Origin of the sequence: Natronorubrum sp. A-ect3 (assembly GCF_041821125.1) — an archaeon.
In the GTDB taxonomy this organism is placed as follows: Archaea; Halobacteriota; Halobacteria; order Halobacteriales; family Natrialbaceae; genus Natronorubrum; species Natronorubrum bangense.
In genome coordinates this window covers 88,999-101,446 of the sequence record NZ_JBGUBB010000007.1, presented here as the reverse complement: position 1 = coordinate 101,446, position 12,448 = coordinate 88,999, and the positions used below count along the sequence as shown (strand labels likewise).

General features: G+C 54.4%; 11 protein-coding genes and 3 pseudogenes. 9 read left to right on the top strand and 5 right to left on the bottom strand.

All coding sequences use genetic code 11. The annotated features are described in order from the left end of the window. Window positions 1-122 precede the first annotated feature (122 nt). A complete protein-coding gene (locus ACERJA_RS16970; RefSeq protein ID WP_373609428.1) occupies window positions 123-713 on the top strand; it encodes a hypothetical protein in 591 nt (196 codons plus the stop codon). Window positions 714-893: 180 nt separating this feature from the next. Here ACERJA_RS16970 and ACERJA_RS16965 read toward each other — a convergent pair whose 3' ends face one another. Beyond that, the gene (locus ACERJA_RS16965) at window positions 894-1,454 is read right to left on the bottom strand and encodes a TATA-box-binding protein (protein ID WP_136350985.1); all 561 of its coding nucleotides are present in this window, start codon (window positions 1,452-1,454) and stop codon (window positions 894-896) included. 257 nt (window positions 1,455-1,711) lie between these two features. Between ACERJA_RS16965 and ACERJA_RS16960 the strand changes: the two are divergent. Continuing rightward, window positions 1,712-2,536, top strand: a pseudogene (locus ACERJA_RS16960) (RNA-guided endonuclease InsQ/TnpB family protein); the annotation flags it as partial. Window positions 2,537-2,595: 59 nt separating this feature from the next. On the opposite strand, the pseudogene tnpA reads toward ACERJA_RS16960, so the two are convergent. After that, window positions 2,596-2,994: pseudogene (gene tnpA / locus ACERJA_RS16955) on the bottom strand (IS200/IS605 family transposase). A gap of 53 nt (window positions 2,995-3,047) precedes the next feature. On the opposite strand from tnpA, the gene ACERJA_RS16950 reads away from it, so the two are divergent. The 7 genes and pseudogenes from ACERJA_RS16950 (at window position 3,048) to ACERJA_RS16920 (ending at window position 8,653) form a co-directional block, all read left to right on the top strand. Then, window positions 3,048-3,203, top strand: coding sequence for a DUF2080 family transposase-associated protein (locus tag ACERJA_RS16950; RefSeq protein ID WP_373609427.1), 156 nt, complete (start codon window positions 3,048-3,050; stop codon window positions 3,201-3,203). Then, the gene (locus ACERJA_RS16945) at window positions 3,200-4,480 is read left to right on the top strand and encodes an RNA-guided endonuclease TnpB family protein (RefSeq protein ID WP_373609426.1); all 1,281 of its coding nucleotides are present in this window, start codon (window positions 3,200-3,202) and stop codon (window positions 4,478-4,480) included. The genes ACERJA_RS16950 and ACERJA_RS16945 overlap by 4 nt, the downstream gene beginning before the upstream one ends. A gap of 40 nt (window positions 4,481-4,520) precedes the next feature. Then, a pseudogene (locus ACERJA_RS16940) lies at window positions 4,521-4,967 on the top strand (RNA-guided endonuclease InsQ/TnpB family protein); the annotation flags it as partial. Between the two features lie 69 nt (window positions 4,968-5,036). Further along, window positions 5,037-5,585 (top strand): ribbon-helix-helix domain-containing protein, encoded by a 549-nt coding sequence (locus ACERJA_RS16935; protein ID WP_006067124.1) that lies wholly within the window; start codon window positions 5,037-5,039, stop codon window positions 5,583-5,585. Between the two features lie 1,522 nt (window positions 5,586-7,107). Then, entirely contained in the window at window positions 7,108-7,530 is a 423-nt protein-coding gene (locus tag ACERJA_RS16930; RefSeq protein WP_373609425.1) for a DUF2214 domain-containing protein, read from the top strand. Further along, a complete protein-coding gene (locus tag ACERJA_RS16925) occupies window positions 7,523-7,984 on the top strand; it encodes a hypothetical protein (protein ID WP_373609424.1) in 462 nt (153 codons plus the stop codon). Before ACERJA_RS16930 ends, ACERJA_RS16925 begins: the two co-directional genes overlap by 8 nt. Before the next feature lie 102 nt (window positions 7,985-8,086). After that, the gene (locus ACERJA_RS16920; RefSeq protein WP_373609423.1) at window positions 8,087-8,653 is read left to right on the top strand and encodes a hypothetical protein; all 567 of its coding nucleotides are present in this window, start codon (window positions 8,087-8,089) and stop codon (window positions 8,651-8,653) included. 114 nt (window positions 8,654-8,767) lie between these two features. On the opposite strand, the gene ACERJA_RS16915 is transcribed toward ACERJA_RS16920, so the two are convergent. From ACERJA_RS16915 to ACERJA_RS16905, 3 genes are all read right to left on the bottom strand, one after another. After that, window positions 8,768-9,529 (bottom strand): hypothetical protein, encoded by a 762-nt coding sequence (locus ACERJA_RS16915; protein WP_373609422.1) that lies wholly within the window; start codon window positions 9,527-9,529, stop codon window positions 8,768-8,770. 81 nt (window positions 9,530-9,610) lie between these two features. Beyond that, complete coding sequence (ccsA, locus tag ACERJA_RS16910) at window positions 9,611-11,947, bottom strand: cytochrome c biogenesis protein CcsA (protein ID WP_373609421.1); 2,337 nt, start codon at window positions 11,945-11,947, stop codon at window positions 9,611-9,613. Then, window positions 11,944-12,414, bottom strand: coding sequence for a thioredoxin family protein (locus ACERJA_RS16905; RefSeq protein ID WP_373609420.1), 471 nt, complete (start codon window positions 12,412-12,414; stop codon window positions 11,944-11,946). The genes ccsA and ACERJA_RS16905 overlap by 4 nt, the downstream gene beginning before the upstream one ends. Window positions 12,415-12,448 lie beyond the last annotated feature (34 nt).

The window sequence follows — 12,448 nt, the reverse complement described above, 5'->3', positions numbered from 1 at the left end:
TTTCCAGAAAGTGATAAAAACACGAAAAGATATACGACCAACGGTGATGAACATAGGCCCATACTCTAGAATATAATATATAAACAGAAAAATATACACTCTAGAGAGTGTTGATACCTTTCATGGGGGATCGGAGCTCGTCACCGGGTGGGAAGCAGAAAGCAGCGGGTGGAGTTCAGACGATAGAGAAGTCCACAAGCGATGCGAAACTGTCTCGAGATACGGTGTTCAAAACACTCTCGAACCGTCGTCGTCGGCTCACACTTCGGTATCTGTTCGAATACGACGTGAACGGGGAACCGGTTCGACTCCGCGATCTTGCCGAATGGATCGCAGCTGCGGAAAACGACGTTCCCGTCGACGCAGTCACATACAAACAACGTAAGCGCGTCTACACATCGCTGTACCAGTCTCACTTACCAGCACTCCACCGAGACGGCATTATCCAGTACGATCAAGCCCGCGGAACAATTTCGGTGACGCCAGTGACCAGCACGTTCGACACGTATCTCGGAGTCGATCCACAGATGGGGGCCGCCTGGTCAACATACTGGCTTGCACTCGGTGTCTGTTTGACACTCATTGCGGTTCTCTCCTGGTTCGATCTCTTCTCTCTCCCGATCTCGAGTCATCTCCTCACTCTGTTGGTATCGCTCGTGGTATTCGTCTCTGCGGTTGTATTTGCATACCACAACGATCGCGGGCAGGAGTGAATAGACAGCGGTTTGGACAGCTCTCTCGAGTGACCTGGCGCTCACCACCGCGCTCAACTCACGTATCCAGCCGAAACGGCATAGGAATGGCTGGATATAGTTTCGGCAAGCGAAGCCGACGGTGTGCGTGCCCGAACGCATTGCTATCAAGTATCCGATGTTTCGGAAAGGGAAGTTACGTTACTCGAGCAGGCCGAGATCCTCGAGGCGCTTGACGATCACGTCGACGGCCTGTCTGGCGTCTTCGACCTGCTTCCCACCAGTGATGACCAGTTTCCCGGAGCCAAAGAGCAGGGCAACGACCTCGGGTTCGTCGAGTCGGTACACCAGTCCGGGGAACTGCTCTGGTTCGTACTCGATGTTCTCGAGGCCGAGTCCGATGGCGATTGCGTTCAGGTTGAGGTTGCGCCCGAGGTCGGCACTGCTGACGATGTTCTGGACAATGATCTCTGGTTCGTCCTCGACTGGAATCTGAAGGTCACGGAGTTCGTCGAAGACGATATCCAGACTCTCGCGGACGGCGTCGGTGCTTTTCGCGCCGGTGCAGACGATCTTGCCCGAGCGGAAGATCAGGGCGGCGGACTTGGGATCCTGGGTCCGGTAGACCAGTCCGGGGAACTGTTCAGGATCGTAATCGGCTCCCTCGAGGTCCATAGCGACACTCTGCAGGTCGAGTTCCTGTCCGATACCGGTCGATGCAACGACGTTTTCGATGTTGATGGAGTCCTTTGGGTCTGTCATAAGTCGTTAAGACAGACGTATTTAAGGTTTATAAATCTCCGCACTGTCCGAATATTCGTTCTGTGCGAATAGAGTAATATAAAATACACAACGGGTCCTGAAGAGAGATTAGCTGAAAGAGAGGGCGCTAAGCCCCCGTCCTCAAGGAGCGAGGTGGAGCCGAGCGAGTAGGGCGGGGATACAGCGCCCGCACACATTTCAAACAACTATAATCAGAACATTCAACAGACCACAATCACTAGCAGAGGACAAGTCGCATGGAGTACAGTCCAAAATACCGACTCTTCCCCTCGGCCGAGCAGCGGGAGAGTCTTGACTGGACTCGTGACATCGTGCGACAAGTGTACAACCACGCACTCCACGAATTCAACAAAATACCAGAAGATGAGGGAACACTTCGACAGCGCGTCTGGCAAGTCCGAGACGACCTTCCCAGACTCAAACAACAGTGGACTGACCTCAAACAAGTCTACTCAACCGTGTTACAGAAGGCTGTCGAGCGCATCCGAACCAACATCAACAACCTCGGCAAACTCAAAGCCAAGGGATACAACGTTGGTTCGTTGAACTGGAAAGCGCCGCGTGAGTATCGGAGTTTCACGTATCGGCAATCGGGCTTCGAACTCGACAAGAAGAGTGGCCCGAGAAACCGAGCAACTCTCCGACTCAAAAAAGTCCGCGGCGAAACACTCGAGATCCCCATCCGACTCCACCGTGACCTTCCCGAGCACGACGCTATCAAGGAAGTCACGGTGAAGAAAGAGCCAACTGGAGCATGGTACGCCTCGTTCTGCATCAGTACGAACAAACCAGAGAAATCAGCGCCAGAAGACATCGATACAGCGGACGCTGTTGGTCTCGACCTCGGCGTCCGTAATTTCATCCATGACTCAGACGGTCGCTCTATCGATCGTCTCGATTTGACCGATGGGCGCGAGCGACTCGAACGAGAGCAACGCTCGCTCTCTCGTAAACAGTACGAGTCAAACAATTGGGAAAAACAGCGGCGTCGAGTTGCCAAGATTCACGCTCGGATGTCGAACAAGAAGCGCGACTACAAGCACAAACTCGCGCACTTCTACAGAAAAAGCAGGCCGAGTGCCTCGGGGCTTGACCCCGAGGGTGAAGGCCGTAAGCTCCGCTAAACGTGTTCCGTTCGCTCAATATACTGTTCAATCGTCTCACTCGACACTGTGCCTGCCGTCCCAACGTAGTACGACTCTTCCCAGAACCCACCACCCCACAAGTAGCTCTCCAAAAACGATTCGTGCTGTTCCCACATCTTCCGCGCCGTGATGCTCTTGACCGTTCACACAATCTTACTCGGTGCGTGCTTCGGATGCGCGGACAGGAACAAGTGTACGTGGTCAGGAGATATGTGCAACGATTGTAGGTCATAGTCGTACTCATCGCACACCTTCTGGAAACACTCATCCAACGAATCCTCAATTGGTTCCAGTATCGCGTGGCGGTATTTCGGACACCACACGAAGTGGTAGTTGACGTTGTACACTGTGTGGTTCGACCGCTTCTCCCCCATATTGGACACACCACACCGACACACTTATGTATATCCAAAGGATATACACAGATATGGCGAATCGCTTTGAAATAGACGGCGAAGAAGTTCTCGACGGAGAGGTCAAGGCGTTCGGGAACAGCGCTCACGTCACTGTCCCAAAACGCTGGCGTGGCGCGGACGTGAAAGTCGTTCGCACCTCAGAACCTACCGAACAAGACGAAGAATGACAACCCAAGAGCCGACTCTCGTGAAAACGCTGGACTTCCAACTCGACATCCAGAGTGACAACGAGAGTCTGCTCAAAGATGCCACCCTCGAAGCCCGCTGGGTGTACAACGAAACCATCCGCCTCGCCAAAGAAGGTGTGGACTGGGACGACATTTCTCCTCGCCTCGAAGACGAGGCCGACCTCATCAAGAACACGACTCAACGCATCGTCTCCAAAGCCTTGGAAGCGATGGAGAATTACTACGACTACGACGATTACAACATTCCCAGCCACACCAAAGATGGCGCGTACCCACTTCGAGCTAACTACGAGGAAGGCTACAACCTGTCGCTCACTGACGATGGAGAAGTGGCGTTTCGCATCAGCGCGAAACCCTACAACCACGTCAAAGGCATCCTCAAAGGTAGTGACGCCCACCTTGATTTGCTCAAGAACGCACTGACGAGCGATGAGTGGAAAGTCACGACCAGTGAAGCCCTGTGGCGCGAGGGAGAACCTGAACTTCACGTCAATATTCGCAACACCGAACGTACTGTGCGAGACAAGCAGGACTCTCGGACGGTTATCGGTGTCGATGTGAACGAGGACAACGTGGCCCTCACTGCACTCTCAGCGGATGGTATTGAGGACACGTTGGTCATTGATTTCTCCGAAATTAAGTTCGAGCGCCACCGCTATTTCACGATGCGGAAGCGCGTCCAGAACGCGGGGAAGGACAGCATCCACGACACGCTGGAAGGGCGTGAGGAACGGTTTGTCCGTGACCGACTCCACAAAGTGAGCCGTCATATCGTGGAATGGAGTCAGCAGTTTGAGAACCCGTGCATCGTCTTTGAAGACCTCAAAGAGATGCGCGACAGTATCGACTACGGCACGCGGATGAACCGACGCTTGCACCACCTTCCATTCCGCGCTCTCCAGTTCTATACGTCGTACAAGGCTGCGTTCGAGGGAATCCCCTCGGATTCGATTGACCCGTACAAGACGAGCCAGCGGTGCCCGTTGTGTGGGCACGCTGAACGGGCGAATCGGCGGAAGAAGCGGTTCAAATGTAAGGGCTGTGGTCATCAAGACCACAGCGACCGTGGTGCAAGCGTCAACATCGCGGTGAAAGGCATCAAGAAGTATATGAGTTGGAATGTGCCTGCTCTCAACAGCCTTCCACAAGTTCGGAAGGTGCGACGGCAGGCATCGGGGCTTGTGGACAGCCCGACCGTGACCCACCCGACCGTTCGAGGCTACCCTGCCGATGGTCAGGTGGGAGTATCTGATTAAACCACGGGAAGAAGCCTCAGGGCTTGACCCCGAGGCGGTTCACGCAACGGAGTACGACGCCGTGTTTGTCGAGAACCTCAATGTGAAGTCGATGCTGGAAGGTGATGGGAACGCACGAAACAAGGCCGAAGTCGGATGGAGTTATTTCCGCCAGATCCTTGAACACCACTGCGACAAACACGGTACACACTACGCTGAAGTTCCTGCTCGCGGTACGACGAAGGAGTGTGCCAAGTGTGGTTGTGAATCGGAAAAGCCGTTGTGGGTGCGTGAACACTCGTGTCCGTCGTGCGGGTTCGAGCTGGACAGGGATTGGAACGCAGCGTTGAACGTGAAGTCGCGTGGTCTGTCGAAACTAGGAGTGGTTCACTCCGAAGCAATGCCTGTGGAGGCCGCGACCGCTGTGGACTCTTTTGCGGTGTCTGCAAGTCGCGTCGTTGAAACAGGAAGCTCCGCCCTCAAGAAGCCAGCTTCTGCTGGCGAGTAGGGCGGAGTAGTTCACTATTATGTAGATGGAGTGAGATGGTTAGGAAAACGAGGCTTTGAGGAAATCCGTATGCCACCAGACCGATCAAGCGCCGAGGAATATATCGAGTACCCCGATCGAGAACACACTGCAGAATCCGAAGGTGAGTGCGAAATCTGTGGGTCAACAGAATCGCTACTGGAGTATTCGATCGACTCCACAGCAGAGACTGACTCGACGAGCTTGCTCTGTCCAACCCACTACAAAATCGCGGCCATTCTGAATGGCTCTCGGTATCCGGATCCAGATAACCCCCCGAATTATGATTTGCAGGAGACGCAGAAAATAACGGTTCGTGTTCCGCGAGCGCTGGTTGAGAGTGCTGACTCGATCGCTGAACAACAGGGGCAAACGCGGAGCGAGTTCGTCCGCGATGGAATTCAGATGGCCATCGAACTCCAAGAAATCGATGAAGCGTTTGACGAAATCCTCTCGGAAGCGGTGCAATCGCCGGACGAGACGGAACCCAATACGGACCAGACGGAGGTGGATACGGACGCAGAGACCGACACCGAGTTCCTCAAAGAACGTATCCGAACGCTCGAGTCGCTTCTCGAGGATAGTATTGGAAAGATTTGATTGAATGGCGTCCATTCCGTGGTTTGGCCGACACGCATGCGAACAGAGTCGATACTGACATCCTCTGTGCCCTGAGACGTGACTTCCCCCAAGCCGACGCTTGCTGGATTGAGCGAGTTACTGTAAAAACACAGTCAGTAAAAACAGCTAGCTCAATTGTAAAAATACTACAAGACTAATTAGGGAGAGACGCATTTATTCTTGGAGAGAAACTCTCCAATGCGAATTCGACTGAGATCACACTAAAGAGTGCTATAGAGCGACTAGATCGAAGATTATACAGCTCCAGTAGTATCTATAACAAACTGGTTTTGTACACAGGTCAAATTCGGACAGAACCCTCATAGAGGCGTTTAAACGACCTAGGGGCACAATAAACTCGTCATACTCTCCTGCGGAGTGCCCCTCTAAGTTGTATGCTAAAGAGGTGCAGTAATAACGCTCAATCTTGTATACCATATACATTATAGCTTCGCAAGAGAGATGTATTGGTAAAGGATCTTTCATAGTTTAGCGTGTGCCGATCTAGCGAATTTTCTGGCTCCAGCATGCAAGTTGAATCGCTCTCTTTCGATCAGTGCGCAATATTCAACTCTTGACTGTTTTACAGAGGTATGTCTGTATAAGTTTCGCCGACACAACCGTGATGTGGGTTCTCGAGTTCGTTATCGACACCGAATAGATGTTCCGGACATCCGTTTCAAACTGAATATCGATGGGTCGGTTAGTTGGACCGGATCGCTGGAAGTTCCGACAGCAGGCGATCCACTCGTCGATTGTTTTGTTCGGAACAGTGAACTGGAGATCGGCTTCTGCATTTTCGCAACTCACCTCCAGCAGTTGATAGTGGCAATAGTACCCAAACAATAGGCTAGATACTCTAGCGTTTATTCGGAGGTATCAGTTTTCAATATAACTCGCAAAACAAATAATCTGATTAATCATGGGATAGAATAAAATTGCTTTTGCTGTCAGCAGTGATCAAAGAGGTCGTGGGCCACCACATTTGAATAACAATTTTATTTATGATGGTAAGCCAGAGTAATCATGGGTCAGAGCATCTGCTACAACTGTTTTAGACAAAATGGGGGAAATTCAACCACTTCAGCGATCTCATCTGCGTCTAGAGAGGACTCGAGGTGGAGCCGGTATATTCGTGCACTTCAACCCCCATACAACGGTTTATTCGGAATAGCGTCTTCGATAGCTCGAGCAATCCAGTGAACCGCCGTTACCGACCGAACAGTGGATGGAACGATGGTCAAGCCAGTGTAGAGGGCTGTCAAATACATAACTATAATGACACGATTCAGTAGATATCAATCCATAAACTGTGTTAATAACGTCAAACCTTATATTATTAACACAAAAATTTCCATTTGTCTCTTCAAAACACATTTTGTCAATAATCGACAAAACAGAGACATCTGTGGATGGGTAATAACGAATAACTGATGATTAGTTAGGTGAGCACCACTGAAAACCACGACCTACTTGTTCAACCGGTAGTAACAGAGTTGTAATGGCTGTCTCTCCCCTTGTCATTCGGCTCCTCCATGTGCTCGCTGTCGGGGGACTGCTTGGCGGTACGGCCGTCATCTGGCTCGCGTTCCGGGTCGACGACGGCATCTCCGTCCCACTGCTCTCGTGGTTCGAAGGCGTGTTCTGGGGGGTTGTCGGCGCGATCGTGTTTACTGGTCTTGGAAACCTCGCTGCGTTCGGTGTTCCGGGTCCCGACACGACTCACGGTATGGTTCTGACGATCAAACTCGGCTGTCTCCTATTCGTCGTTGCTGGATCGGTTATCCGAACGTTCGCCGTTGTTCAGCTTTCTCGAGGTGGTGTCTCGAGCGTGACGGCCCCTCGCCTTCGCTGGATATACGTGGCGACGGGCTGGAGTATCGTTGCGCTCGTTCTCATTGCAGGGGTGCTCACACGTGTCTGAGAACGGCCTCGAGACGTGGACAATCGGCACAAGCACGCTCGTTATGGTCGTCCTTGGCGTGATTCTCATAGATTACGGCACACAAGGTATCATCCAGATCCTTCCCGAGGTCGATACGCCCACTGCAGCACTCCTCTTTGGATATCTCTGGTTGTTGACGATCGTTGCTGCCAGCCAGATTGAGCTGTCCCGTCTTTGGGAACGAGACACAGCGACTGTCCTCACGGATGCGACAGTGGGCGGTGCAGTCGTCGCACTCGTGTATCTTACGGTCGTGTTGATCGTCGGGTTCGCTGCGCCAGTGCCGAGTCAACTTGACCCTGGTTCGATTCCCGTGTTCCGTGTCGTCGCTACTGGAACTGTGGTCGGTGCTGTGGCAGGCTGTGCGTTCGTGTTGCTCTTTGCTGCCTGTGATCGGATCGCAACGGCGGTCGTGGCAAACACACACCAGTAAGCTGTCGATCGAATCGCGCTTGGCTTGCCACCCATCGAACCTGCTTCCACGAGCTGGGAACGAACCACGAGACTTTTTCAAGTACAGACGAATCCATAGCTAATGGACGCGACTAGCAATCCCAATAGACGTCACTTTCTCGCACTCACCGGGCTCGGCACCGCTGGACTCGCTGGCTGTGCAGACCGACTGGATAATGACGACAGCGCTGAGTCTGCAGACCCCGATTCAATGCCCGACGAGACTCGAACGGTTACGGTTCTCGTTCAACCCGATCCAACCGCGTTGCGAGAGGCACAGATCGCGATTGTAAACGACCTCGAGGACGGCGAATACGACGATCAAGAAGAAGCCGAACAGGAACTCGCAGCGCGTGAACGAGAGTTAATCGCAGCGGCAATCGACGACGCACGTGCGCAGATCGAAGCAGCCGGTGCAGTCCATGTGGACACTGTCGAGGCTGAGGGAAGTCTCCTTGTCGAGGGAGACGCAGACGACATCCTCGACTTGCTCGAGGCACCGTTGATCAGCGCCGTGCTGTCCGAGAGCCGATTCGAGATGGCCAAGCAGCGAGAAGCGGCTGGTGAAACTGGGTCTGAGACGGATAGCGAGCTCCCAGACGACGTCGATGATCTCGAGGACGACGACAGCGAGCACGAAAGCGAATAGAACTCGAGGCAATCTCGTATCGACGAGTTTTCTGTTGTCACCGCGAGTCGTGCGGTAGCTGGGTGTACGACGGCCTGAGAACGTGTCTCGTGCGTGTTTCGAGTGCTGTTTTCGCTACTCCGTCTCGCTCATCTCGGCCACGTCCTCGGGAAGTGAGATCTCACCAGCGTCGTTGTGGTTCGTAAACGTCGTCTCAATCGTCACACGAGCGGGCTCACCGCCTTGGCTCACGTCCATCCGCAGATCAGTGCCATAGAGTGTGTTCGTCTCGGTGTCGACCAGCACGTAGTAGACGAGATCCTCTACGGAAACTGCGACGTGTTGTGAGCTGTCGGCTCCCGCCAGTTCGTTTTCGCGATCGTCACTGATGTTGGCGGCAAACATCGTCGTCTCGGTTCCGTCTGCCGTTTCGGTACGGATCCGTTCGAACTCGGCATTCTCAAGCGTCTCAAGGGCACCCTCGAGCCGGTCAACCTCGTTCCAGGTCCCGGGAGCCGTCGTTTGCTCCCAGCTGCCTCCGCTTTTGGTGTACTGCGTGTCTTCGATGATGTACTGCTCCGACTCGGAGATTCGCGGGCCGAATCCGACGTCGGTTTCACTTGTACTCGTCAGCTGTGCTCGTTGATCACTTCTGTCGACGATTCCGTTGACGGTCGCTGTTTCGTTGACACCGCCTGATTTGAGCGTCCGGGTAATTTCGACTTCATAGCTATCGGTCGACTCGATAGTCTCACGCAACTCGGCCTCGTCAACTCCACCTGCACCGCTTTCGTCGGAGAGTATCCCACCAGCACCGATACAACCAGTAAGCAACAGTGACAGTACGACACCGACCGTTGCGAGGGCTCGTCTCGATAGCACCACGTTGGTAGTCACTTGTAACGAGTCACCCCTAAACGTTTCTACTGCTCTCGGCGTGCTATACCATCACTTCCGTTCGAAACGTGCGTGGCTGCGCTAGCGCCTGCGGAACCGTGTGTCCGCAGCCGTCAGCGCTGCCATGCCGATCAGTAAGAGGGCAACACCAAGCCAGATCTGGTTTGCAAGCGGGTAGTTGTCGATCGTAATCGTTGCACCAGCCTGATTGACCGTGCCGACGACGTACGTATCACCCGTCAGGCCTCGTTCGATCAACGCGTCGTTGGTGTTCATCGACGAGCGCTGATACTCCTGTTCGGCGATCGTCCCCTCAGCGACCTGTTCGTCACCGTTGTAGACAGTCACGTCCATCTCATGAGAGATAACGCGCGGTGTATGAACGTCCGTCGGTGGATCGGAGGCGGTGCCCATGTTCTGGGAATCGGTGTAGACGAACGCCGACATGTCGTCGTCGGCGTTCTCAAAGACGGACCCGCGTGCGATGACGTCCGTTCCGATTTCGAACGACGCCTCACCGTCGGCGCTTGCCAACCAGACCGTCGAGTCGTCGAGTCGGGCGACGTTCGTTCCCTCTATTGTATCCGTTTCTGTTATCTCTCCTCTCACGAGCGAGGCGTCTTCATCAACTCGAAGCACCTCCGAAGGAGAACGGGCTGCGTCTTCGATTGTCGGCTCCTCAACGGTGTCGTAGTTCGTCACGTGGACCGTATACTCCGACTCGGGGACGTCCTCGACGACCGGCTCCGAATCGTTTCCGACTTCGTCGACACCGATCACGGCCACGGACGCTGAACTCGAGAACAGATAGATAAACGAGACGGCGACGATGAGTACGGCCCCACCGACGTGGATGAGGACGATTCCAGTCTCGCGAAGTTTGAACAGTCGCGAGGGGACACCGCGGACTCGAGTAACGTAGCGGCCGGTCCAGGCGGCGGCGAAGAACCCGGCGGGAGGGACGATCGAGAGCACACTCAGATTGCCGACGATCCGATAGACGAGCGGGTCGTGTGCGTTCGGCGAACTCAGATACCAGTTCGCCGACGGCGTGATGAACGCAGCAATGATCGTCAGCACAGCAACTGCAGCCGTTGCTTGTATTGCGAGTCGGCGTCGACCAACGTCAAGGATCGCGTACAGGCCGCCAGCCAACAACATGACTGCGACGACCGGATAGCTCCAGAGGTTGTAGTGATCCTGACCAACGCTCACTTCGACACCGGTTGCAGCGTTGCGAAGCACTGGGAATGACAGTCCCCAGATCGAAATAAACGCGAGGATACCGAAAGCGAGGACGGCCCCATGATAGACGGTGCGCCGACTCAGCCAGGATCGATCGCCACGCTCGTCCCGTTCCGTTCCACCCTCGAGGAACCAGTATACAAACGGGAGCGCGAGCGCGGCCGTCCCGGTCACGGCGAGCAAGAACAGGATTCCCGTCCCGATGCCACCCGCGGCAAACGAGTGGACGCTTCGGAACACACCGCTTCGAACGACTGTCGTCGCAAAGACCACCAGCGGGAAGATCAGTCCTGCGGAGGCAGGGGCAAAAATCGGGTACTCGCCGGTTTTCGCGTAGCGATTGATTGAGTGGAGCGATGCGGTGAGCGCGAGCCACGGGATCAACACCGCGGTTTCGACCGGGTCCCACGACCAGAATCCACCCCATCCAAGCACGCCGTAGGCCCAGATCCCGCCAAACGCGATTGCGGCCGTAAGCAACAGCCACGAGACGCGAAGCCATTGGACCATGCTTGGAAGCCATTCGTCGAAGACGCTGTCCTCACCACGGAACAGCGAGATAAAGTGTGTCACACCCAGTGCGAACGGGACGATCAACAGCGCGTATGCTGCGAACGTAATTGGGGGATGGATCGCCATCCACGGATCGATAAGCAACGGGTTCAACCCGTCACCGTCTGGCGGAACGAACCCATCGGGCGTGTCGGGGAAGGCCACCTCGATCGGAGTAAACGGACTCTGCGTGACGAGCATCATCGCAAAGATGGCGACGATACCGAGCGAGATCGACTGCACCAGCTTCGAGCCACGGCCCCGAAACTCACTCGAGTAGACGGTCCAGGTGGCAACGACGGCAGTCAAGGTGGCCCACAAGAGAATCGAACCTTCGTGGTTCGCGTATGCGCCAGTAACCCGATACAGCAGCGACAGATAGTCAGCAGAGTTCTGCCAGACGTACGCGTTCGTGTAGTCTCCGACGATGAACTGGTAGGTTAGATAGCTGTGTGCAACGACGAGTGAACATGTCGATACCACCGCGGCGCCAAGGGTAACACGTCCAAACGCGTCAGTCCGAGAGACGTAGCTGTACAACAAGAGTACCGCCGCGAGACTGCTCGCAAATGCGGCGACGATGATCAGTACTGTTCCGTAAGTCAGTGTGTCCGGTATCATTGGTCTGTCTCTGTCGTGTGCCCACGTTCAAGCTCACTGAGGAAACGGTCCTTCTCTACGTAGCCGCCGAGTTCGGAGATGGTTTCCCCGTCATGGGTCATGATCACGTGCTGTGGGGGATAGCTTGCACCGTGATCTGAAACCAGTTCGCTACCGGGCCCAGGATTATCGAGATTGACCGCGAGTAACACGTACTCGTCTAGTTCGGACTGGACGGCATCGTCTCGATAGTGATCGTTTTCATAGTCCTGGCAGTACGTACACCAGGTTGTCCAGTAGTAGACGAGAACGGGTTTTTCCTCCTCTTCGGCGAGTGCCATTGCTTCGTCAGGATCCTCGTGCCACTCGATACCACCCTGATAGGTGTAGTCGTGATCGCTCAACACGGGAGCGGCGGTCATCGAATAGTAGCCAAACCCCAGAATGGCCACTAGAACGATGATCGTCAGAAGCTTCTGTGGAGTCATCCGTTGAATATCGGCTCTTTGGACTGGGTCTTCA

Bases quoted from the DNA above. Each gene is read 5' to 3' on its own strand.
- ACERJA_RS16970 (WP_373609428.1), top strand. From the start codon at position 123: ATGGGGGATCGGAGCTCGTCACCGGGTGGGAAGCAGAAAGCAGCGGGT.
- ACERJA_RS16965 (WP_136350985.1), bottom strand. From the start codon at position 1,454: ATGACAGACCCAAAGGACTCCATCAACATCGAAAACGTCGTTGCATCG.
- ACERJA_RS16950 (WP_373609427.1), top strand. From the start codon at position 3,048: ATGGCGAATCGCTTTGAAATAGACGGCGAAGAAGTTCTCGACGGAGAG.
- ACERJA_RS16945 (WP_373609426.1), top strand. From the start codon at position 3,200: ATGACAACCCAAGAGCCGACTCTCGTGAAAACGCTGGACTTCCAACTC.
- ACERJA_RS16935 (WP_006067124.1), top strand. From the start codon at position 5,037: ATGCCACCAGACCGATCAAGCGCCGAGGAATATATCGAGTACCCCGAT.
- ACERJA_RS16930 (WP_373609425.1), top strand. From the start codon at position 7,108: ATGGCTGTCTCTCCCCTTGTCATTCGGCTCCTCCATGTGCTCGCTGTC.
- ACERJA_RS16920 (WP_373609423.1), top strand. From the start codon at position 8,087: ATGGACGCGACTAGCAATCCCAATAGACGTCACTTTCTCGCACTCACC.
- ccsA (WP_373609421.1), bottom strand. From the start codon at position 11,947: ATGATACCGGACACACTGACTTACGGAACAGTACTGATCATCGTCGCC.
- ACERJA_RS16905 (WP_373609420.1), bottom strand. From the start codon at position 12,414: ATGACTCCACAGAAGCTTCTGACGATCATCGTTCTAGTGGCCATTCTG.